We start from the raw sequence: 21,447 nt of genomic DNA, 5'->3' as shown, positions 1-21,447 counted from the left end.
GGCTATGCCTGCCGGAAGGCCAGCATCTGCCGCAACACATTCGACTTCAGCACAAAGTGCTGGACGAGTGCGCCGACGATGTGGAGCAGCACCACATAGAGCAGGATGTTCTTGCCAATGCCATGCACCAGGCCCGCGCCGGGCACCCGCAGGAACCATGCCGCCGCGCCGGAAAGCGGCACGATGAAGATGAGTGCGTAGAACGCCAGATGCGTCAGCCTGGCGAGCAATTGCAGCGCCGGATGTTCCATGCCCGACACCGGCGGGACGCCGCGTGTCGAGCGCAGCCACAGCCGCCAGGCGGCGAGCACCAGCACCGCGAGGCCGAGCACGACATGCATATAGGCCAGCGGCCAATCGCCGGCGGCGGCCTCCTGCCCGCGGCGCAGCGCGCGCCACACATGCTGCATGCCGTCATGGGCGACGAACTGGACCAGGATGAGCGCCGCGATGCTCCAATGCAGCCAGACCTGGGTCTTCGAATAGGACGATACTGGCGCGCCGGCCATCGGGGAGCTCCACCACGAAAGTCTCACGGAAGATAGTTGTGAGCCGAGACCGGTCAAATTAAGGATCGGTAATGGTCAGGCACGGGATCGGCCTGTCCGTCCGATTGCGGCAACGCGACATCTTTGCGTGCCCGGCGCCGACCCGCTAAGACTGTCGCCGAAACTTGGCTTCTAGCCAACGCAATGGGCATTCACTGATGATGCGTTCAATCCTGGTCGGCATTCTCGTCCTGATGGCGGCGGGCATCGGCTGGCTTACATTCGACTGGTACCGGGGCCATTATGGCGGCGAACCCTTCGGTGCGCCCTTCACCCTGGTCGACCAGAAAGGCGCGCCGATCACCGAGGCGGCCTTCAGGGGCCACCCGAGCGTCGTGTTCTTCGGCTTCACCCATTGCCCGGAAGTCTGCCCGACGACCCTGTTCGAGCTGGCCGGCTGGCTGAAGACGATGGGCGACAGCGGCAAGAACCTCAACGCCTATTTCGTCACCGTCGATCCGGAGCGCGACACGCCGGAGACGATGAACACCTATGTCAGCAACTTCTCCGACCGCATCACCGGCATCACCGGCGATCCGGACAAGGTGCATGCCATGGCCAAGGCCTTCGGCATCTACTGGAAGAAGGTCGATACCGGCGACGGCGACTACACGATGGACCATACGGCTTCGGTGCTGCTGCTCAATGCCAAGGGCGATTTCGCCGGCACCATCGCCTATGGCGAAAGCGCCGACACCGCCATCGCCAAGCTGAAACGGCTGGCTGGCGGTGGCCAAACATGATCCCGAACCGAAGGTCAGCGAACGCAAAAAGTGGGAACCGGTTTTCGGAAAAGATCATGTTCAAACAAGAGTCATTCTGATGGGCCAGACCAGGCTCCATCTCACCGCAGGCAAGATTGACGCCGACCGCATCTTCGCGGCCCTCGACGCCGCTTTCGAGGATGACGGCCTGCCGATCGCCGTGCTGGAGGTCGACGAGGAAAAAGACATCCACGAAGTGTCGCTCTATGCAGATGGCGACATCGATCCCGTCGAAGCGCGGGTCAGGGATATCCTCGCCGGTCTCGGCCTGCCGAAGCCCGTCGAGCGCGAGGTCCTTCCCGACGTCGACTGGGTGTCGCGCTCGCTGGAAGGCTTGAAGCCGGTGCGCGCCGGCCGCTTTTTCGTCCACGGCTCGCATGACCGGGCCAAACGCCACAGCGGCGACCTCGCCATCGAGATCGAGGCGGGCCTTGCCTTCGGCACCGGCCATCACGGCACCACCGCCGGCTGCCTCGAAGTGCTGGAGCAGGTGGTGCTGCGCGAGCGGCCGCGCAACGCGCTCGACCTCGGAACGGGAAGCGCGGTGCTTGCGATCGCGCTTGCCAAGCTCGCGCATATCCCGGTGCTGGCGACCGACATCGATCCGGTCGCCGTCCGCGTCGCCGCCGCCAACGCCCGCCTCAACCATGTCAAGGCGCTGGTCGAGACGGTGACCGCGCCGGGCTTCCATCACCCGATCTTCGCCAGGCGCGCGCCTTTCGACCTCATCGTCGCCAACATCCTGGCCCGGCCGCTGATGCGGCTGGCGCCCCAGATGGCCAACCATATCAGGCTCGGCGGTTCGCTGGTGCTCTCCGGTATCCTCGACCGGCAGCGCGACGCGGTGATCTCAGCCTATGTCGGCCAGAGTTTTCGTCACGTCCGCACCTTGCATCGCGAAGGCTGGGTGACCATTCATCTCAAGCGCTGAGGCGAACTTTATCCAGCCGATCTGGCCCTGCCGAAATCGATTCCGGTTTTCGAGATCATGCGCTACGGTCGCCGCAAGCCACTCGAGGGAGGTGCCAAAAATGTTCCAGACCTTTGATTCCGCTGGTGATCCGGCCGTCGGCAAACCGCGCGTGGCGCTGCTGCGGCAATGGCTGGCCGAGAACGGCCTGGATGGCTTCCTCGTCCCCCGCGCGGACGAGCATCAGGGCGAATATGTCGCCGACCGCTCGGCGCGGCTGAAATGGCTGACCGGCTTTTCCGGTTCGGCCGGCGTCGCCATCATCCTGCGCGACCGCGCCTTCATCTTCGTCGACGGACGCTATACGCTGCAGGTGCGCAATGAGGTCGACCTTTCGATCTTCACCGTCGAAAGCCTGATCGACAATCCTCCGGCCGCCTGGGTCAAGGACAATCTCGGCAAGGGCGCGAGGCTGGGCTTCGACCCCTGGCTGCACACGATCGGCGAGATCAAGGCGCTGAAGGCATCGGCCGAGCAATGCGGCGCGACTCTGGCGCCGCTCGACAGGAATCCCATCGACATCATCTGGAAGGACCAGCCGGAACCGCCGCGCGCGCCCGTCGAGATCCACCCGCAAAACCTTGCCGGCGAGCTTGCCAAGGACAAGCTTGCGCGGCTGGCGGGCGCGATCGAGAAGGACGGCGCCACTCATGCGGTGCTCACCGATCCCTCCTCGATTGCCTGGGCCTTTAACATCCGTGGCGGCGACGTTCCGCACACGCCGCTGGCGCTGGGCTTCGCCATCCTCGCCGCCGACGGCAAGCATCAGATCTTCATGGACCAGCGCAAATTCCCGCGCCAGGTCGCGGCCTATCTCACCCAGCTTGCCGATCTGCACGACCCAGGCGAATTCGAAGCCGCGGTCATCGAGCTCGCCAAGGATGGAGCGAAAATCGCGCTCGATCCGGTGCTGGCGGCGGACAAGCTGAGGATGCTGGTCGAGGACAATGGCGGCGCCGTCGTGCTGGCCGCCGATCCGGCGCGTATTCCCCGCGCGACCAAGAACCAGGCCGAGATCGCCGGCAGCCGCGCCGCGCATCGCCGCGACGGCGCCGCGGTCGCGAAACTGCTTTGCTGGCTGGATCGCCAGAAGCCTGGCTCGCTGGACGAAATCGCCGTCGTCACCAAGCTGGAGGAAGTGCGCCGCCAGACTGGCGAGGAAACGCAGATGCCGCTGCGCGACGTCTCCTTCGACACGATCTCCGGCGCCGGCCCGAATGGCGCCATCATGCATTACCGCGTCTCGCGCGCCACCAGCCGCAAGCTTGAGAGCGGCGAGCTGTTCCTGCTCGATTCCGGCGGTCAGTATCAGGACGGCACCACCGACATCACCCGCACCGTGCCTATCGGCCAGCCGAGCGAGGAGATGCGCGAGCGTTTTACTTTGGTGCTGAAAGGCATGATCGGCATCTCGACGCTGCGCTTCCCCGCCGGCACGCGCGGCTCCGAGATCGACGCCGTCGCCCGCATGGCGCTGTGGAAGCATGGCTGCGACTTCGCTCATGGCACCGGCCACGGTGTCGGCTCCTACCTTGCCGTGCATGAAGGGCCACAGCGCATCGCCCGCACCGGCACGGAAAAACTGCTTGCCGGCATGATGCTGTCCAACGAGCCCGGCTACTACAAGGAAGGCGCCTACGGCATCCGCATCGAGAACCTGATCCTGGTCACGCCCGCCGAGCAGATCGACGGCGGCGACATCGCCATGCACGGCTTCGAGACGCTGACGCTGGCGCCGATCGACAAGCGGCTGATCCGCAGCGACCTGCTGCACCGCGACGAGCTGCAATGGCTCGACCGCTATCACGCCTGGGTGCTGGCCGAGATCGGCCCGATGGTCGACGGCGAAACGCTGGCCTGGCTGGAAAAAGCCACCGCGCCGCTGCCCCACGACGCGAAGATTTGAGATGAGCTACTTTCTCCCCGTTCTACGGGGAGAAACGCCCGGCAGGGCAATGAGGGGCAGCGCCTACGATCCGAACGATCGCGCCGGCAGAGTTCCTACCCGACGAACTGGCGCGCCAGGATCAGCACCGCTGCGCCAGCCAAAAACATCGCCATCAGGCCGCCGCGCAGCGATACCAGCACAGTGGCGATCAGCGCTGCCCATTCCGCCGGTCCGGCATGCAAGAGCTCCGGCGCGACAAGTGTCGTCAGCACGGCGGCCGGCACGGCGTTCAAGCCCGCCTCGACGCGTGGATGGATGGTGTCGAAGCGCGAAATGACGAGGTGGCCGCCGACCCGGGTCAGATAGGTGGCGACGGCGCCGGCGAGGATGATCCAGAACGTCGTGCTCACGGCCGCTCACCTATTCCGCTGTGATGCGGCGGCAGGATCACCGCCAGCAGCACGCCGGCGATCGCGCCGATCGAGACATGCCAGGGCGAGCCGACGGTTCTGTAGGCGATGATCGAGGCGACGGCGCTGGCGGCAACGACAGGCGCCCAGAGCGGCCGCTTGCGGAAGCCGAGCACTAGGCCGAGGAAATAGATCGGCAGCAGGAAATCGATGCCCAGCGCATGGGTGTCCGGGATCATTTTGCCGAACACGGCGCCCAGGCCGCTTTCGATCGTCCAGAACACATAGACCGGCAGGCCGAGCCCCAGATACCAGACGAAACCGACCGGACGGCCGGACTCGGCCCTCGCCTCGGCGATGGCGAATTGCGGGTCGGTCAGGATGAAATAGCCGAGCGCCTGCTGCAAAACGGGCCAATGCGCGATGCGTCGGCCGATGCCGGCCGAATAAAGCACATGGCGGAAATTCACCGCGAAGATGGAGAACGATCAGCCATGGCGCGACGTGCTGGCCGAACAGCTCGATGCCGACCATCTGGCTGGCGCCGCCATAGATCGTGGCGCTCATCAGGAAAGCTTCGAGCACCGAGAAACCATTGTCGACGGCGATCGCGCCGAACAGGATCGCGAATGGCGCCGAGGCGACGACCACCGGCATCGACAATCGCACGCCGTCCCAGAAATCGCCGCCTGCCGTGCTCTCAGAGATTGCTTCCGCTGTCATCAAGCCGCTCCTAATGCATGTCGCCCAGAACTGGGCAGCGGTTCTGGGACAACGACATGCATCAAAACAAAGACTTAAAGCGCGTCGCCTGAATCCGTTCAACGCGACGCGCTTTAAGTGCGGCCTCATTTAGGGAGCGTCGCCTTCAATGTCACACCAATTCGCTTGACCCAGCGATCAGCGGAACTGATCGCCGGGTTGTGAAGCGCCGAAGCTTTGTCGGCTCAACTGACGAAATAGCGCTGCCACTCGAAGTCGGTGATGTGCGAGGCCTGCCAGGCGTCGAAGGCCGCCTGCTCGGCGCGGCGGCTCTCGGCGTAATTGTCGCGGAAGGCTTCGCCGAAAGCCTCGGCGCAGAAATCGGACGCGGCGAAAGCTTCGATGGATGCGTTCAGCGTGCGCGGCAGCTTCGGCTTGTCGAGATTGGCAAGGTTGGTCGTCACCGGCGGCTCGAGCGGCAGGTCCTTCTCGATGCCTTCGCAGCCCGCCGCTAGGATCGCGGCGATCGACAGATAGGGATTGACGTCGGCGCCGGGCGCTCGGTGCTCGAACCGGCAGGCGGCGTCGTTCGGCGTGGTGATGGCGCGGATCGGCGCCGTGCGGTTCTCGAACCCCCAGGCGACGTCTTCCGGCGACCACGCGCCGCGGTCGAAGCGGCGGTATGAATTGACCGTCGGCCGGAAGAAGATGTGCGTCTCCTGCATGCGGTTGAGCACGCCGGCGAGGAATTTTTCGGCAACCGGCGTCAGGCGGTTCGGTCCGGCCGCGAAGGCAGGCTTGCCGTCCCGCCACAGGCTGACATGGTGATGCGCACCACAGGCGCTTTCCTTGCCCGGCGGCTGGAAGCGCGTCATGAAGGTGGCGACCAGCCCGCGCTCGGCGCACAGCTCGCGCAGATGCAGCTTGGCCCGCATCGCCGCGTCCGCGGCGGCCAGCGCGCTCTTCGGCGTCAGCGCGTACTCATACATGCCGTAGCCATATTCGGTGACGAGCGAGGCGACGCCGATATCGATGCTCTTCATGCGCGTGATGAACTCGGCAGCGAAGTCCTGGTATTCGCCACTGCGCACCAGGTCGTAGTTGATCAGCGAATGCCCCCAGGGTTTGAGCTCGCGATAGCGGCCGGCGCGCATCAGATCATGGTCGGCGTGGAAAATACCGAACTCGTATTCGAGCGCGAATTTCGGCTCGTAGCCGAGCGCCCTGGCACGCTCCTCAACTCGGGCGAGGACGTTGCGCGGATCGTACGGGCAGACCGCGCCGTCGAGCATGTAGGAGCGCGTGATGGCGGAAGCGAATTTAGGCTTCCAGCCATGCTGCACCACAGTGTCGGGATCGATGATGCCCTTGATGTTGGGAAAGCCGTTCTCCTCATTGGCGCTCGGCGAGGCGAAGGCGACGTCGCCCATCGGCTGGCCGTCGCCATGCGTGACGCAATAGAGGATGGCGTTGATCGATTCGCCATGGGTGGAAAGCTTCAGCGGCGCGATCTTGGAGCGCACCACGCCCGACGTGTCGACCGTATGCACCTCGACGAACTCGACGCCGCGCGATGCAAGCTCGGCCTGCAGCGCTTCGAGCTTCGGCGCATACGCCGCCACCCTCTCCTCAAATTCCACGTTCAACCCTCCACCAGGAAATGACTGAGCTATTTGGCGTTGCGCCGCAACAGAAGCGACAGGAGCTCATCGAGCTCATGCCGGCCGCTGATGCCGCTAGGCCGGAACGCCATGCAAAGCACGATGACCACGCCGAGCGCCACGCCCGACAGGCCGAGCAGCTGCGGCAGTTGGATGCCGGCGATCGTCACGCCGGACTCGATGCTGCGGATGAATTCCAGCCCGATCGAAAGCACGATGACGCCGGTCACGGCTCCCGTCACCGTCGCCATGCCGCCGAGGATCAGCATCGCCAGTGTGTTGAAGATCATCTGGAAATAGAAAAGCTTGGGGCTGATCGTGCCGGCGAAATAGGCGTAGAGCACGCCGGCGAGGCCGCAGATCAGCGCCGACAGGACCCACGACATCAGCCGCAGCTTCTTGGCGTCTATCCCAAGCGCTGCCGCCGCCTGCGGACTCTGCGCGCTGGCGCGCAACTGCAAACCCCAGCGGCTGTCCTTGAACAGACGCGCCGCCACGATCGCCACCACCGCGAAGACCAGCATCCACGGCAGGCCGACCACTTTGGGAATACCGAAGAAAGCCTGGTTGCCCTTGAACAGATCGGTCCAGTTGAGGAACACCGAGTGGACGATGATCAGCAGCGCCAGGCTGACGATGGTCGCCGCGACTCCCGACAGCCGGCTGATCACCTTGCCGCTGACCAGCGCCACGACGCCGACGACGAAGAGTGCGATGAACGCCGACGAAACCGGATCGAGCTCCAGCGTCGCAAAGCCGAAGGGCGCGTTGGGGATCGACAGCTTCTTCATGGCGAGCGGCGTCGACAGGATGGCGACGCCATAGGCGCCGAGCCCGACAAAGGCGCTGTGGCCGAGATTGGCGATGTTGGAATTGCCCATGAACACTTGCAGCCCGACCACGACGATCAGGTTCACGAAGGCGCCGAGCGCCAGGAAGGTGTAGTAGGTCGGCGCGAAGTTCAGCACCAGGAGCCCGATCACCAGCACCGGCAGCGCCGTCACCAGCCCGCCGATCAGCGAGCGGACCAGCGCGTTGCCGGATCGCGTTGCGCCAGTCGGAGCCGCCATCTGGTCGACCGCTTGCGAGAGTTCGGAGCCTGCCACGTCAGATCTCCCCACTTCAGATTTCCTTGTCGCCGAGTTCGATGCGCTGACCGAGCAGGCCTTCCGGGCGGTAGACGAGCAAAGCGACGATGATCGCGTAAGTAAGCGCGTCCCTGAAGCCCGCATATTCCTGCGGCAGCGCGACGAGCAGGCCGACTTCGATGAAGCCGAGCAGCATGCCGCCGACAGCCGCGCCAGGCAGCGAGCCGAAGCCGCCGATGACGCAGGCGACGAAAGCCTTCAGCACCAGGCCGAAGCCAAGGTCCGGCGAGACGCTGCCGCGCCGCGCCAGGATGAAGACGGCGGCAATGCCCGCCAGCGCGCCTGAAATCGCGAAGGCCGTGGCAATGACGCGGTTCGCCTTGATCCCCATCAGCCGCACCGTTGCGAAGTCGCGCGAGGCGGCGCGGATGGCGAGGCCGAGCGTCGAGCGGTTGAGGAAGAGCACCAGCGCAAGGATGGTCAGGCCCGAGACGATCAGTTCCATCACCTGCAGCGAGGAGACGGCGAAGGGGCCGAAGAACCACATCTGGTTCAACCCGTTGAGGATCGAAACCGACTGCGGCTTGGGCGAGATCAGAAGCATGAAAAGGTTCTGCACCACGATCGACACGCCGAAGGCGGTGAGCAGCCCGGTCGTGGTCGGCGCGTAGCGCACCGGCCGGAAGGCGACGCGCTCGAACACGACCGCCGCCAGCGCCGCCATGACGACGGCAAGCAGCACCGCGACGAAGGGCGAAGTCAGCCCGAGTGCGGCTGCCAGGAACACGCTGTAGGCCGAGACGCCGATGATCTCGCCATGGGCGAAATTGACCAGCCCCATGATCGAGAAGACGACGGCGAGCCCGAGCGCCACCAGCGAATATTCCGCGCCGAAGGCGAGCGCGTTGAGAAGCTGCTGCAGAGCGTAGTCCATCGCCGCCTACCCGCCGAGATAGAGGTTGAACAGGCCGTGCTCGTCGGCGAGCTTGGCCGGCGGTCCGTCATAGCGCAGCGTTCCCGAGCTCACGACATAGACGCGGTCGGCGAAGCGCAGCGCCTGCTTGGCGTTCTGCTCGACCACCAGCAGCGTCAGCCCTTGCGCCTTGAGCTCGCCGATGAAATCGAAGATGCGCGCCACGATCTTCGGGGCCAGTCCAAGCGACGGCTCGTCGAGCAGCAACAGCTTCGGCCGCGACATCAATGAGCGGGCGATCGCCAGCATCTGCTGCTCGCCACCCGAAAGCGTGCCGGCCGCCTGGCCGTAGCGTTCGGACAGAACCGGAAACAGCGCCAGGAACCGCTCGATGTCCTGGCGCACACCGGCGGGGTCGCGCCTTGTCGCGGCCCCCAGCCGCAGGTTCTCGCCGACGCTCAGGTTGGAGAAGATGTGCCGGCCTTCAGGCGTCGAGGTCAGCCCGGCTCGGATGCGATCCTCGGTGCGGACATGCGAGATGTCCTTGCCGTCAAGGACTATGCGCCCCGAAGCGGGCGTTACCAGGCCGGTCAGCGCATTGATGGTCGAGCTCTTGCCGGCGCCGTTGGGCCCGAGCAGGGCGACAAGCTCGCCCTGCCCGACCTCGAGCGACAGCTCGCGCACCGCCGTGACGGCGCCATAGCGCACGACAAGCTTCTCGACCTTCAACACGTGCTCCGGCCCGCCCTAGTTCAGCGCCGGAACGAAGGTCGGCGGCGTGTCGGTAATCAGCACCCGCTTGCCGTCGGCAAAGCCCATCACCGGCACGGCCTTCACCGGATAGCCCTTCTTCTCGGCAAAGGAGATCGTCGGCGCCGTGGTGCCCGGATAGCCGCCCGGCGCGCGGATCGCCTCGCGCAAGGCTGCGGGGTCGACGGTGCCGGCTTTCTCGGCCGCTTCGTAGCTTATCTGCACCATGTCGGCGCCGAGCGCGTCGAAGATGCCGTTGATCTTGTAGCCGTCGGCCTTGCACTGGGCGAGGAACTTGTCGATCGGGCCGTCGACGCCGGTCGCGCCGTGCGTCGCGAACATCACCTTTTCCAGCGACTTCGGATCGCCGACCGTGCCTTCCAGCGACTTGTCGTCGAAGGCGTCGCAGCCGGCCACCCAGCCGTCATAGCCGTTGGCGCGCAGCTGGCGGATCAGGATGCCGACATCGGGCAGCACGGCGCAGATATGGATCGCATCCGGCTTCTGCGGCAACGCCTTGATCGAGGCGATCTGCGGCGACCAGTCGGTGGTGCCGTAGGAATAGTTGAACTTGCCGACCACCTTGCCGCCGAGATGCTCGAACACCTCGCCGAACCACTCAGGCAGCTTTTCCGAATAGGAACCGGCATCGGGCGACACCATCAGCGCCACGGTGCGCGCGCCCTTGCCGTAGAGCGCGTTGGCGGTGGCCGAGGCATTGATCGGATCGGGCACGGCGCCGGCGATGAAGTTGTCGAGACCTGCCTGCTGCATTTCGAGCTGCGTGTTCGGCGCCGAGAACACCGTGGCGCCGTAAGGCTGCGCGGTCTGTGCCATCGGGATCAGCGCGTCCGGGAACGGCACGCCGGTGATGATCTGCGCGCCGGCATCGAGGAATTTCTGGCCGAGCGAGACCGAAAGCTGCGGGTCAGAGCGGTTGTCCTCGATCATCAGCTCGACCTTGGGATCGTTCGCGCCCGCCGCCTTGTTCAGCCTGTCGGCCATGCAGCGCGCGCCCTCGGCTTCGCTGTAGGGCGCGTAGGCGCCGGTCATGGCGACGGCAAGCCCGATCTTCAGGTCAGCCGCACCCGCATGCCCTGCCTGCAGCAGGCCGGCGGTCAGCACCGCGGCTCCCAGTAAAATCTTTTCCATTCTACCCCTCCTTCCTCTCATTGCGGTTGTTCTTCCGGGCCCTCAAGCAGTCTCCGACTGCCCGACATAGACCTCGATGACGCGCGGATCACGCCACACTTCTTCCGTCTCGCCCGAAGCGATCACCTGCCCCTGGTCCATCACGCAAAGCCGGTCGCAGAGCCGGTTGATGAAGCGCAGGTCGTGATCGATGACGATGGTCGCGCAGCCGACGTCGCGGCGGATACCTTCGATCGCGATCGCCAGCGTCTCCGACTCGGCCTCGTTGAGGCCGGCCGCCGGTTCGTCGAGCAACAAGAGCGACGGCCCCAGCGCCAGCGCGCGGGCGATCTCGAGCCGGCGCTGGCTGCCATAGGGCAGCGTGCCGGCCGGGCTGTCGGCGAATCCCGCCAGCTCATATTGCTGCAACAGCTGGTCGACGCCGATCCGAGCGGCGGCGGCGGGGCGCACGGCGCGGCAGGTGATGTGCGCGACCTCGACGTTCTGGCGCACGGTCAAATCCTTGAACAGCCTGATGGTCTGGAAGGTGCGGCCGACCCCAGCCCGTGCGCAATGCTCCGGACCGCGCCCGGTGATCTCTTCGCCAGCCAGGCGAACGCTGCCGCTGTCCGGCTTGAGCACGCCCGAAATGGCGTTGACGAGCGTCGACTTGCCGGCGCCGTTCGGGCCGATAAGGCCGAGGATCTCGCCGGCCTCGCAAGTCAGCGAAGCGTTGCGCAGGGCCTGCACGCCGCCGAATGTCTTGCTGACTGCCTCAACCGACAGCATCGGTCATCTCTCCCATTGCCGGCCGCTGGCTGTTCTCCTGTCGGCCGTCGAAAGGGATGCTAGTCCCCCGACTTTTCCAGAACAAGTATTTTTTTCCATTTTAGAAAAATTCTTCAACGGAAGCCTTCGGACCGTCGGTCAGGCGCCTGTTCCCGGCGGCAGCCCGTCGCGCGGCACGGTGTTCGACATCAGCATGATGACGGGTTCGTCGCCGAGCGCGACATAGGCGTGCTGCATCTCGCCGTCGAACAGGATGCTGTCGCCGGGCTGCAGCACGGTCGGGTCGTAATGAAGCGTGTGCAGTTGCAGGCTGCCGCTCAGCACATGGATGAACTCTTCACCCGAATGGTTGCGCCAGCCGCCGTTTTCCTCGAAGGTCCTGGCGCGCAGCGTGACGCGCCAGAAAATATTGGTCTTGTCGCGGAAATCGCTGCACAAGACCTCGAATTCCATGGCGTTGCCTTCATGCAGGATGCCACTGCCGGCGCGCGTGATCGAGCGGCGCGCCTGCGGCCCGGGCTTCGGGCTGAACAGGAACGAGGCCACCGGCACGTGCAGCACGCCGGCGATCATCAGCGCGATGTCGACGGTCAGCCTGGCCTTGCCGTTCTCCAGCTTCGACAGCTGCGAAACGGAAAGGCCGGAGCGCTCGCTGAGATCGCGCAAGGTGATGTTCTGCTGCTTGCGCGCGTCGCGGATCTTGCTGCCCACATTGCCTTGCATCGTCCACGCCCTTGGCTGTCGTGTTTCCAATTCGACAAGCTCTAGCGTTCCGCTATTTGAGCGTCCAGCCTTTAGACGGCTACGGCTGATTGCGGCCATAGGGACATCGCGACGGTGGCAAAGGCATTTTCGAGAAGGCGGCTGATGCGTTCGAAAGTTTCCGGATCAGCAAGTAGATCGTTGCGCACCTCGAGGTAAAGGCAGGGCCGGGCCTGCTGCAGCCCATGCCGGTTCAGCGTGTAGCCGACGGCCTGGCGCCAGTCGTAGGGTTCGTTGTCGCCGATCCTGAAGCCTGCTTCCACGCCCTGTACGCCGAGGGTTTTCAGCACCGAGGTGACGAAGGGCGACTGTTCCCGCCACAGCACGCCGATATCGACATTGCGTTTCACGCCGCCCATCACCGGCGTGAAGGAATGCACCGAGATCAGCGCCCGCCGGCCAGCGGCGGCTTCGATGATCGCCCGTTCGACCGGCGCCCAGGCGACAAGCTTGCGCAGCCTCGCATCCACGGCATCGACCGCCACATTGTCCGGCACCGGGATGCCGCCGAGGTCCGGCCGCATGAAATCCCACTCATCCGCGGGGCGGTTGTAGTCGAGGAACAGCCGCGAATAGCGCGCGATCACGGCCGGCGCCCGCAGTGTTCGCGAAAGCCGCCGCGTCAGCGCATCGACGCCGATGTCGACCGCGAAATGCGTACCGAGATAGGGCTCCGCCAGGCCAAGGTCGCGCCAGGGCGCCGGTACGACATTGCCGGCATGCTCGGCGATCAAAAGATACGGGCTGGCCGCATCCGGCAGCAGCCGTTCCACGCCGGCCGCGGCAAGCGCCGAGACCGCCGCATCGCCAAGCTTTTCAAGGTCCCGCACGGTCGGATGCCGCTGGCGGTCAAGCGATGACGGAGCGGACATGATAGGCTTTCGCCGCCGTCGCCTCGATCAGGCCGGCGCGTCCGTTGGTGCGCCCGAGACCGGAATTCTTGATGCCGCCCCAGGGCAGATAGAGGTCGGCGTGGTCGCAGCGGTTGAGATAGACCGTGCCGGCCTCGACCTCGTCGAGCAAGGCCACGCCGCGCTCGACATCGCGCGTCCAGATCGAGGCGCTCAAGCCGTAGTCGCTGTCGTTCACCAATCGGATCGCTTCGTCGTCGCCGCTGACAGCCTGGACGCAGGCCACCGGACCGAACAGCTCGTCGCGCATGATCTGCATGCTGTGATCGACGCCGGTCAGCACCTCGGGCGCGACATAGGCTGCCCCAAGCTTTGCCGCCTTGAGCGCGCCGTCCTGCGGCATCAGGCGCTTCGCCCCTGCCCGCACCGCGCCTTCGGTAAGGCCGCGAATGGTGTCGGCCGCAACCGCGCGCACCACCGGACCGACCATAGGCTTTTCGCCGATCGGATGGCCGATGCTCCACTTCGCCGTCTCGGCGACCAGCGCCTCGACGAAACGATCATGGATCGAGCGATCGACATAGATGCGCTCGACCGAGCAGCAGGACTGGCCGGCATTGGAATAGCTGCCCTCGGCAATCAACGGCACCGCCGCTTCGAGATCCGCGTCGGAGCGCACATAGGTCGGATCCTTCCCGCCGAGCTCGAGATGCACCTGGGTGAAGGTACCTGCGGCGGCCGCATGCACGCGTCTGCCGCCATTGACCGAACCGATGAAATTGACGGCGTTGAAGACGCCGGAGGCAATCAGCCGCTCGGCATCCGGATGGTCGAGATGCAGGCTCTGGAAGACGCCCTCGGGACCGCCGGCGGCGCGAAAAGCTTCTTCGGCAAGCTCCGCGATCAACGGCGTCTGCGGCGAGTGCTTGAAGATCACCACATTGCCGGCCGCCAGCGGCGACGTGACCAGATAGCCGAGCATGGCGGTCGGATAATTCCAGGCGCAGATCGACAGATGCAGGCCGCCGGCCACCGGCCTGGCGTAGCGGCGGATGTTTTCATCCGACGGGAACGGCATGTCGGCCAGCGTCTCGGGCGCGGCACCTGCAAGCAATTCGCCGATCAGCGCCAGGCGCGGCGTCTCGTCGGCCTGCCATAGTGGCCTGCCGATCTGCCATGCCACCGCGTCGGCCAGCGGGGCTGCGCGCGCCTTCATCTCCTCGCCGAAGCGCAAAAGGATGGCCAGCCGCTCGGCCAGCGGCGTTCGCCGCCAGCCCGGCAACGCCGCGCGGGCCCGGGCGACGGCCGCCTCGATCGCCGCGCCGTCCACGTAGCTGCGTGTCGCATAGATCGAGCCGTCGACAGGAGAGGTAACCGCGAAGGTGCGCGCGCCGGAATGCAGGTTCATGGTCTTGGAATCCACCCAAAAGGAGAGCCGTCAATCACGGCACGATATCGAGATTTTCCATTTTGGCAAATTTTTTCGAATACGGCTTGATGGATTTTTTGCCCGCCCCTATTGTCCGGCCATCGCGTCCTGGCGCAAAACGCGTCTCTGGCGCCAACAAGAGAGGGACAGATGGTCGTCTTTGATTTCACCGGCAGGCATGCGGTCGTCACCGGAGCGGGCGGCGGCATGGGCGAAGCGATCGCGCTGGCGCTGCTCGATGCCGGCGCCTCCGTCACCGCCATCGACATCAAGCCGCGCCCGGCCTCGCTTGCCGCCTATGACGACAGGCTGACCTTTGCGCAGGGCGATTTGACCAACGCCGCTTTCGTCGAGCAAACCATCGGCGCCGCCGGCCGCGAGCGCGGCGGCATCGACTTTCTCGCCAATGTTGCCGGCGTTCTGTGGTTCGGCCGCGACAAGTCTGCGCTCGATATGGACCTCGATGTCTGGGACCAGGTCTTCAACATCAATTTGAAATCCTTCGTGCACACCGCACGCGCCGTCGTTCCTTACATGCGTTCCGGCGGCCGCGGCGGCGCCATGGTGCATTTCTCGACCATCCAGTGGTATCGCGGCGATCCGAAACCGCAGGATGCCTATCAGGCCTCGAAGGCAGGCGTCTGCGCGCTGTCCAAGTCGCTGGCCATGCAGCTTGCCGGCGACGGCATCCGCTCCAACGCCATCTGCCCCGGCATGGCGCTGACGCCGCTGCAGGCGCGCTGGGACACCGAGGAGAAGCGCGCCGCCGTGGCGAACTACACGCCGCTCGGCCGCATCGGCACGCCGCAGGATATGGCCAATGCCGCGCTCTTCCTGCTCTCGGATGCCGCAAGCTACATCACCGGCATCGAACTCGCCGTCGACGGCGGCCTGCTGATGCGGATGTAAGCCTCTGGCGGCAGCGGACGGCGGCGTTAACGCATGTCTCCCGAAAGTGGGAACCGGTTTCGGGATAAAGACATGCGTAAAATCAAAAAACCTAAAGCGCATGGTGCGAATCTGAAAGATCGCGATGCGCTTTAGGCCGCCACGACCGTGCCCTGGATCGCCCTGCCCCAGTCGAGCAGCGGCTTGGCACGCAGGGTGAAATCGACAAGGTCGTCGACCAGTGCCGGCGAATGGATCGTCGTTGGATCGATATCGTGCCGGACCACGAAATGGCGGTTGCGAACGGCCTGGGCGAGGTCCTCGTCGCCGACATCCTCGAAACCGCGCGGCGCGCGCTTCAGCCGGTCTTCCGCATCGAGCTCCAGGCCGGCCTTCTTGAGCGACGAGACCATGGTGCGAAACGCGGCGGGCTTCTCCACGATCGCCTTGCGCATCGCCTGCAGCAGTTCAGGCGCGGGCTGCCACCAGGCGACGCCGGCAAAGCAGCGCTCGAGCCCGATATGCACATAGAAGACGCCTTGCGACATCTTGCTGCCGTCCGGCGACAGAATGGCCGAGAGATGCCGGTTGTAGGGCCGCTTGTCCTTGGCAAAGCGCACGTCGCGGTTGATGCGGAACAGCGACCTCTTGCGGTCGCCTCGCAGCCCGAGCTTGGCCGTTTCGAAGCGCTCGCTCAGCGTCTCGACGAGATCGCAAAACGGCCCGTGCAGTTCGCTGTCGAAGAGGTCGCGGTTCTCCTGGAACCATTCGCGGCTCTGGTGGAAGTCGAGCGCCTTGAAGAAAGGAATGGCCTTCTGCCCAAAACCCTTGAACGCGCCCGCCATCAGCCAGCCCTGCCGATGCGCTGCAGCCAGGTATCCTCGTCGATCACCTCGATGCCGAGCTCGCTTGCAACTTTCAGCTTCGAGCCGGCGCCGGGGCCGGCCACCACCAGATCGGTCTTGGCCGAAACCGAGCCCGCGACCTTGGCGCCGAGCCGCTCGGCCATCGCCTTGGCTTCCGATCGGGTCATCTTTTCCAGCGAGCCGGTGAACACGACCGTCTTGCCGGAAACTTCGCTGCCGGCCGAGATCTCCATGACATAGGGCTTGGGGTGGACCTGCGCGAGCAAGGCATCCAGCACGTCGTCATTGCGCTCATTGCCGAAGAAGTCGCGCAGCGCGTTGATCACTGTGTCGCCGATGCCGTTGATCGACGGAAAGACGCTGTGCGGATCCTCCGCCTTCGCAGTCTCCTTGCCGATTCGAATCAGCTCCTCGATGGTCGAGAACTGGCGGGCAAGCACGGCCGCCGTCGTCTCGCCGATATGGCGGATGCCGAGCGCGAAGATGAAGCGGTCGAGCTCCGGCTCGCGCCGCGCGTCGATGGCCGCGAACAATTTGTCGAGACCTTCATAGTTGCGCTCCTCGACGCTGCGCACATTCTTGCGCGCCTTGCCCGAGGCTTCCTCGCGCAACCTCGCCTGCTCCTCGCGCCGCTCGGCCAGCGCCTTGGTGACGGCTGGCCTTCGATCCTTCAGCGTGAAGATGTCGGCAGCCGTCTTGACCAGCCCCGCATTGAAGAAGAGGTCGATGTTTTCCGCGCCGAGGCCCTCGATATCCAGCGCGCCGCGCGACACGAAATGGCGCAGCCTTTCCACGGCCTGGGCGGCGCAGATCAGCTCGCCGGTGCAGCGCCGCCGCGAATCTTCCTTGCCCGTCTTCTCGTTGATCTCGCGCGTCGCCGGCGAGCCGCAGACCGGGCAGGTATGCGGGAATTCGTAAGGCACGGCATTGACCGGCCGCTTGTCGATGACGACGCTGACGATCTGCGGGATGACGTCCCCTGCCCGCTGGATCACCACAGTGTCGCCAATGCGCACGTCGATGCCGTCGCGGATCGGCTGGCCGTTGCTGTCGAAGCCCTTGATGTAGTCTTCATTGTGCAGCGTGACGTTCTCGACCACCACGCCGCCGACCGTGACCGGGGCAAGCCGTGCCACCGGCGCCAGCGTGCCGGTACGGCCGACCTGGATGTCGATCTTCTCGACCGTCGTCATCGCCTGCTCGGCCGGGAATTTGTGGGCGACCGCCCAGCGCGGCTCGCCGGTGACGAAACCCCAGCGGCGCTGCAACTCGAGTTGGTCGACCTTGTAGACGACGCCGTCGATGTCGTAGCCGAGCGAGGAGCGCTGCTCCTCGATCCGATGATACTGCGCGATCAGGTCCTCGATCGACTTCGCCCGCACCATCAGCGGGCTGACCTTAAAACCCCACTCGCCGAATTTCTGCACCGCTTCGAACTGCGTCGGCGCGGGGTCTGCGGTCGTGTAGCCCCAAGCATAGGCGAAGAATTTGAGGTTGCGGCTGGCGGTGACCGACGGGTCCTTCTGGCGCAGCGAGCCTGCTGCCGTGTTGCGCGGATTGACATAGTCCTGGCCGCCGACCGCCGCCGAACGCTGCTTCAGCGCCTCGAACTCGGCATAGGTCATGTAGACCTCGCCACGGATTTCGATCGTCTCCGGCCAGCCCGACCCCTTCAGCTTTTTCGGAATGTCGGCAATCGTCTTCAGATTGGCCGTGATGTCCTCGCCGACCGCGCCGTCGCCGCGCGTCGCGCCCTGCACGAACACGCCGTTCTCGTAGCGCAGCGAAGCCGACAGCCCGTCGATCTTCGGCTCGGCGGTAAAGGCGATGTCGAGGTCCTTGTCGCGGTCGAAGAAACGCCGTCCGCGTTCGATGAAATCGGCGACGTCCTGGTCCGTATAGGCTTTGGCGAGGCTGAGCATCGGCACCGCGTGCCGTACCTTGGCAAAGCCTTCCGCGGGCGGCGCGCCGACCCGGCGCGACGGCGAATCCTCGCGCACGAGATCCGGGAAAAGCTCCTCTATGGCGAGGTTGCGCCGGCGCAGCGCATCGTACTCCGCATCGGTGATCGTCGGCGCGTCCTCGGCATGGTAGCGACGATCATGTTCGGCAATCTCCGCCGCGAGCCGCTCCAGCTCCTCCGCGGCCTCGCTTTCGCTCAGCGATTCGACTGGTTTCTCCGACATGCGGCGCGGTCCTCAAATTGTGGCGGGCCACTATAAATCAGGATTCGCAGGCAGGGAGTCGGCTTGCGCAAAAATCATTCCTGAACAGCAACATGCAGCCATCTGCTGACTCTGCTTTCAAAGCCGGAGAATCAAGCACCAAGGATGTGCTGAGATTCAGGTCAGGCCGAGTCGAGAAGGGTGGTGTCCGAGAACCGGAGCGGAGCGTACTTGAAGTACGTGAGCACCGGAAGCGGAGGAAACCGCCGTTCGCAGACCGGCCTCACCTGAATATCGACACATCCTAAGCTGCGGCCGTGTTCTCACGCAACAACCGCTCGGCCGCGGCGCGCGCCTCATCGGTAATGGTGGCGCCGGCCAGCATGCGCGCGATTTCTTCCTGGCGCGCGGCGCGGTCCATTTCGGCAATACCGGTGGCGACACGGTCCTTGCCACCGGATTTGGAGATCAGGAAATGCGTGGCGGCGCGCGCCGCGACCTGAGGCGCGTGGGTGACGGAGAGAACCTGCACCCTTTTCGACAGCCGCGCCAACCGCTGGCCGATGGCGTCGGCCACCGCGCCGCCGACGCCGGTGTCGATCTCGTCGAAGACCAAGGTCGGCGCCGAGCCGCGATCGGCGAGCGCCACCTTCAGCGCCAGCAGGAAGCGCGAGAGCTCGCCGCCCGACGCGACCTTCATCATCGGCCCCGGCCTTGTGCCCGGATTGGTCCGCACCCAGAATTCGACCTGGTCGATGCCTTCTTCCATGCGGCTTTCGGCATCGCTTCCCATCTCGACGATGAACTCGGCCCGTTCGAGCTTCAGCGCCGGCAGTTCCGCCATCACCGCCTTGCTCAGCCCCGACGCCGCCGCATGGCGCAGCGACGACAGCTGCGCCGCGGAAATGTCGTAGGCCTCGCGCCCGGCGGCGGCCTGCTTCTGCAGCGCATGCAGCCGCTCCTCGCCGGCATCGAGATCGGCAAGATCGGCCACCATCGTGTCGCGCAGTTGCGCCAGGTCGTCGACCGCGACATTGTGCTTGCGCGAGGCGGCGCGCAGCGCAAACAGACGCTCTTCGGCCTTCTCCAGACGCTGCGGATCATATTCGGTGGCGCGAAGCGCGGCTTCCACGCCGGACTGCGCCGCGTCGAGCGAGATCATCGCCTCGTCCAGCGACGTCACCACGTCGTCGAGCAGGCCGGGCGCTTCGCCCAACTTGCGCTGCAGCCGGCGCAACAGGCTGGCGAGCTGCGGCAAGGGCGAGGACGGCCCCGACAGAACATCCTGCGCGTCATGGATCTCGGCGGCGATCTTTTCGACGCGCATCATCTGCGCGCGCAATTCCGCAAGCTCCGTCTCCTCGCCCGGCTGCGGATCGAGTTTTGCGAGTTCGGCCACGGAAGCGCGCAGATAATCGGCCTCGCGCGCCGCCGCCTCGACCTTGGCGCGATGCCGGGAAAGCTCCTGCTCGCAGTTTCGCCAGTAGCGCCAGGCTTCGCCCGTGCCGCGCACGGCGCCCAGATGGCCACCGAAACTGTCCAGCAATTGGCGATGCGCGCCGGGATCGACCAGGGCGCGTTCATCATGCTGGCCGTGAATCTCGACCAGCGCGCGGCCGACATCGCGCATCAGGGTGACGCTGGAGGGCTGGTCGTTGACGAAGACACGGGTGCGGCCGTCGGCCGTCTGCACGCGGCGCAGGATGATGTCGCCATCGTCCTCGATGTCGTTTTCGGCGAGCAGCGCGCGCGCCGGATGGTTGCGCGGCACGTCAAACACCGCGATGACCTGGCCTTGCGCGGCGCCGTGGCGCACGAGCGAGGTGTCGCCGCGCGCGCCAAGCGCTAGCGACAAAGCGTCGAGCAGGATGGATTTGCCGGCGCCGGTTTCGCCGGTCAACACCGAAAGCCCAGGCAGGAAGTCGATGTCCAGCTTCTCGATCAGGACGATATCGCGGATCGACAGTCTGGACAGCATCGCAAGCTTCAGGCGCCGGTGATCAGCTTCCCGGCCTTGGATATCCACGATCCGGCATTTTCGCGCGGCGCAAGCCCGTTGCTCTGCAGGAGCTTGTAGGAATCCTTGTACCACGAGCTGTCCGGATAGTTGTTGCCGAGCACCGCCGCCGCCGTCTGCGCTTCCGAGGTCAGGCCCATCGCATAGTAAGACTCGGTCAGGCGCGCCAGCGCCTCTTCGACATGGCGGGTGTTGGAATAGTTTTCGACGACGGTGCGGAAGCGCTTCACGGCGGCGATGTATTCGCGACGCTCGAGATAGTAGCGGCCGACCTGCATCTCCTTGCCGGCGAGTTGGTCGTTGGCGAAGCGGATCTTGTCCTTGGCGTCGCCGACATATTCGGAATTCGGCCAGCGCGTCACCAGTTCCTGCATGGTCTGGATGGTCTGGCGCGCTTCCTTCTGGTCCTGGGTGACGTCCTTGATCTGCCGGTAGTAGCTCAAGCCGATGATGTACTGCGCGTAAGCGGCATCGTCGGTCGAGGGATAAAGCGTCAGATAGCGCTTCGCGCTGCCGATGGCCTCGTCGTATTTGCCGGCGCGGTAGTCGGCGAAAGCGCCCATCACCATCGATTTGCGGGCAAATTCGGAATAGGGATGCTGGCGGTCGACAGCGTCGAACTTCTTGCTCGCCTCATCGAGGCGGCCGGCATTCATGTTGGCCAGGCCCTGGTTGTAGAGAACGTCGGCCGGTTCGGTCTGGTCGACATAGGTCGCCAGGTTGACGTCCTTCTCGGAGGACATGCAGGCCGACAGCACGAGCGCGGGAGCAACCACCGACAGCGCCAGCAAAACACCCCGACGCGGCGTTACCGATTGACCAACTCGCGAAAAAAACATGTTTGGATTCCGCCCC

Annotated in this window: 19 protein-coding genes and 2 pseudogenes; 5 read left to right on the top strand and 16 right to left on the bottom strand. The window is 65.1% G+C overall.

Annotated elements, in window-relative coordinates; genetic code table 11:
* Positions 1-2: 2 nt before the first annotated feature.
* The gene (locus tag RFM52_RS03400; protein ID WP_320295138.1) at positions 3-509 is read right to left on the bottom strand and encodes a cytochrome b; all 507 of its coding nucleotides are present in this window, start codon (positions 507-509) and stop codon (positions 3-5) included.
* 197 nt (positions 510-706) lie between these two features.
* Here RFM52_RS03400 and RFM52_RS03395 point away from each other — a divergent pair, with 197 nt between their 5' ends.
* From RFM52_RS03395 to RFM52_RS03385, 3 genes are all read left to right on the top strand, one after another.
* A complete protein-coding gene (locus RFM52_RS03395; RefSeq protein ID WP_320295137.1) occupies positions 707-1,291 on the top strand; it encodes an SCO family protein in 585 nt (194 codons plus the stop codon).
* Positions 1,292-1,370: 79 nt separating this feature from the next.
* A complete protein-coding gene (locus tag RFM52_RS03390; RefSeq protein WP_320295136.1) occupies positions 1,371-2,243 on the top strand; it encodes a 50S ribosomal protein L11 methyltransferase in 873 nt (290 codons plus the stop codon).
* A 100-nt stretch (positions 2,244-2,343) separates the two neighbouring features.
* Positions 2,344-4,188, top strand: a complete 1,845-nt coding sequence (locus RFM52_RS03385) for an aminopeptidase P family protein (RefSeq protein WP_320295135.1) — start codon at positions 2,344-2,346, stop codon at positions 4,186-4,188.
* 95 nt (positions 4,189-4,283) lie between these two features.
* On the opposite strand, the gene RFM52_RS03380 is transcribed toward RFM52_RS03385, so the two are convergent.
* Together RFM52_RS03380 and RFM52_RS03375 are read right to left on the bottom strand one after the other, a co-directional pair.
* Positions 4,284-4,580 (bottom strand): AzlD family protein, encoded by a 297-nt coding sequence (locus RFM52_RS03380; RefSeq protein ID WP_320295134.1) that lies wholly within the window; start codon positions 4,578-4,580, stop codon positions 4,284-4,286.
* A pseudogene (locus tag RFM52_RS03375) lies at positions 4,577-5,237 on the bottom strand (AzlC family ABC transporter permease). The gene RFM52_RS03380 and the pseudogene RFM52_RS03375 overlap by 4 nt, the downstream one beginning before the upstream one ends.
* Between RFM52_RS03375 and RFM52_RS03370 the strand changes: the two are divergent.
* Positions 5,176-5,436, top strand: coding sequence for a hypothetical protein (locus RFM52_RS03370; RefSeq protein WP_320295573.1), 261 nt, complete (start codon positions 5,176-5,178; stop codon positions 5,434-5,436). The pseudogene RFM52_RS03375 and the gene RFM52_RS03370 overlap by 62 nt on opposite strands.
* A 91-nt stretch (positions 5,437-5,527) precedes the next feature.
* Here the strand turns inward: RFM52_RS03370 and RFM52_RS03365 are convergent, their stop codons facing one another.
* From RFM52_RS03365 to RFM52_RS03325, 9 genes and pseudogenes are all read right to left on the bottom strand, one after another.
* A complete protein-coding gene (locus tag RFM52_RS03365; RefSeq protein ID WP_320295133.1) occupies positions 5,528-6,922 on the bottom strand; it encodes a glutamine synthetase family protein in 1,395 nt (464 codons plus the stop codon).
* Positions 6,923-6,951: 29 nt separating this feature from the next.
* Complete coding sequence (locus RFM52_RS03360) at positions 6,952-8,049, bottom strand: branched-chain amino acid ABC transporter permease (protein ID WP_320295132.1); 1,098 nt, start codon at positions 8,047-8,049, stop codon at positions 6,952-6,954.
* A 16-nt stretch (positions 8,050-8,065) separates the two neighbouring features.
* A complete protein-coding gene (locus RFM52_RS03355; RefSeq protein ID WP_320295131.1) occupies positions 8,066-8,965 on the bottom strand; it encodes a branched-chain amino acid ABC transporter permease in 900 nt (299 codons plus the stop codon).
* A 6-nt stretch (positions 8,966-8,971) separates the two neighbouring features.
* Positions 8,972-9,676, bottom strand: a complete 705-nt coding sequence (locus RFM52_RS03350; RefSeq protein ID WP_320295130.1) for an ABC transporter ATP-binding protein — start codon at positions 9,674-9,676, stop codon at positions 8,972-8,974.
* Between the two features lie 15 nt (positions 9,677-9,691).
* Positions 9,692-10,846: an ABC transporter substrate-binding protein gene (locus RFM52_RS03345; protein WP_320295129.1), complete on the bottom strand. Its 1,155-nt coding sequence runs from the start codon at positions 10,844-10,846 to the stop codon at positions 9,692-9,694.
* Between the two features lie 42 nt (positions 10,847-10,888).
* A pseudogene (locus RFM52_RS03340) lies at positions 10,889-11,554 on the bottom strand (ABC transporter ATP-binding protein); the annotation flags it as partial.
* A 198-nt stretch (positions 11,555-11,752) separates the two neighbouring features.
* Positions 11,753-12,337, bottom strand: coding sequence for a helix-turn-helix domain-containing protein (locus RFM52_RS03335; protein WP_320295127.1), 585 nt, complete (start codon positions 12,335-12,337; stop codon positions 11,753-11,755).
* Between the two features lie 71 nt (positions 12,338-12,408).
* Positions 12,409-13,248: an N-formylglutamate amidohydrolase gene (locus RFM52_RS03330; RefSeq protein ID WP_320295126.1), complete on the bottom strand. Its 840-nt coding sequence runs from the start codon at positions 13,246-13,248 to the stop codon at positions 12,409-12,411.
* Positions 13,226-14,635 carry an aldehyde dehydrogenase family protein gene (locus RFM52_RS03325; protein ID WP_320295125.1) on the bottom strand — a complete coding sequence of 470 codons (1,410 nt, stop codon included), beginning with the start codon at positions 14,633-14,635 and terminating at the stop codon, positions 13,226-13,228. The genes RFM52_RS03330 and RFM52_RS03325 overlap by 23 nt, the downstream gene beginning before the upstream one ends.
* A 171-nt stretch (positions 14,636-14,806) precedes the next feature.
* Between RFM52_RS03325 and RFM52_RS03320 the strand changes: the two genes are divergently transcribed.
* Complete coding sequence (locus RFM52_RS03320) at positions 14,807-15,565, top strand: SDR family NAD(P)-dependent oxidoreductase (RefSeq protein WP_320295124.1); 759 nt, start codon at positions 14,807-14,809, stop codon at positions 15,563-15,565.
* Between the two features lie 131 nt (positions 15,566-15,696).
* Here RFM52_RS03320 and RFM52_RS03315 read toward each other — a convergent pair whose 3' ends face one another.
* The 4 genes from RFM52_RS03315 to RFM52_RS03300 form a co-directional block, all read right to left on the bottom strand.
* Positions 15,697-16,389 (bottom strand): DUF2461 domain-containing protein, encoded by a 693-nt coding sequence (locus RFM52_RS03315; protein WP_320295123.1) that lies wholly within the window; start codon positions 16,387-16,389, stop codon positions 15,697-15,699.
* Entirely contained in the window at positions 16,389-18,596 is a 2,208-nt protein-coding gene (gene ligA, locus RFM52_RS03310) for an NAD-dependent DNA ligase LigA (RefSeq protein WP_320295122.1), read from the bottom strand. The genes RFM52_RS03315 and ligA overlap by 1 nt, the downstream gene beginning before the upstream one ends.
* 283 nt (positions 18,597-18,879) lie before the next feature.
* Positions 18,880-20,553, bottom strand: a complete 1,674-nt coding sequence (gene recN / locus RFM52_RS03305) for a DNA repair protein RecN (protein WP_320295121.1) — start codon at positions 20,551-20,553, stop codon at positions 18,880-18,882.
* 8 nt (positions 20,554-20,561) lie between these two features.
* On the bottom strand, positions 20,562-21,431 hold the full coding sequence (locus RFM52_RS03300) for an outer membrane protein assembly factor BamD (protein ID WP_320295120.1): 870 nt from the start codon (positions 21,429-21,431) through the stop codon (positions 20,562-20,564).
* Positions 21,432-21,447: the final 16 nt, after the last annotated feature.

Source organism: Mesorhizobium humile, assembly GCF_033977215.1.
Lineage (GTDB): Bacteria > Pseudomonadota > Alphaproteobacteria > Rhizobiales > Rhizobiaceae > Mesorhizobium > Mesorhizobium humile.
The sequence above is the reverse complement of the archived record's forward strand: the minus strand, read 5'-3'. Positions and strand labels throughout refer to the sequence as shown.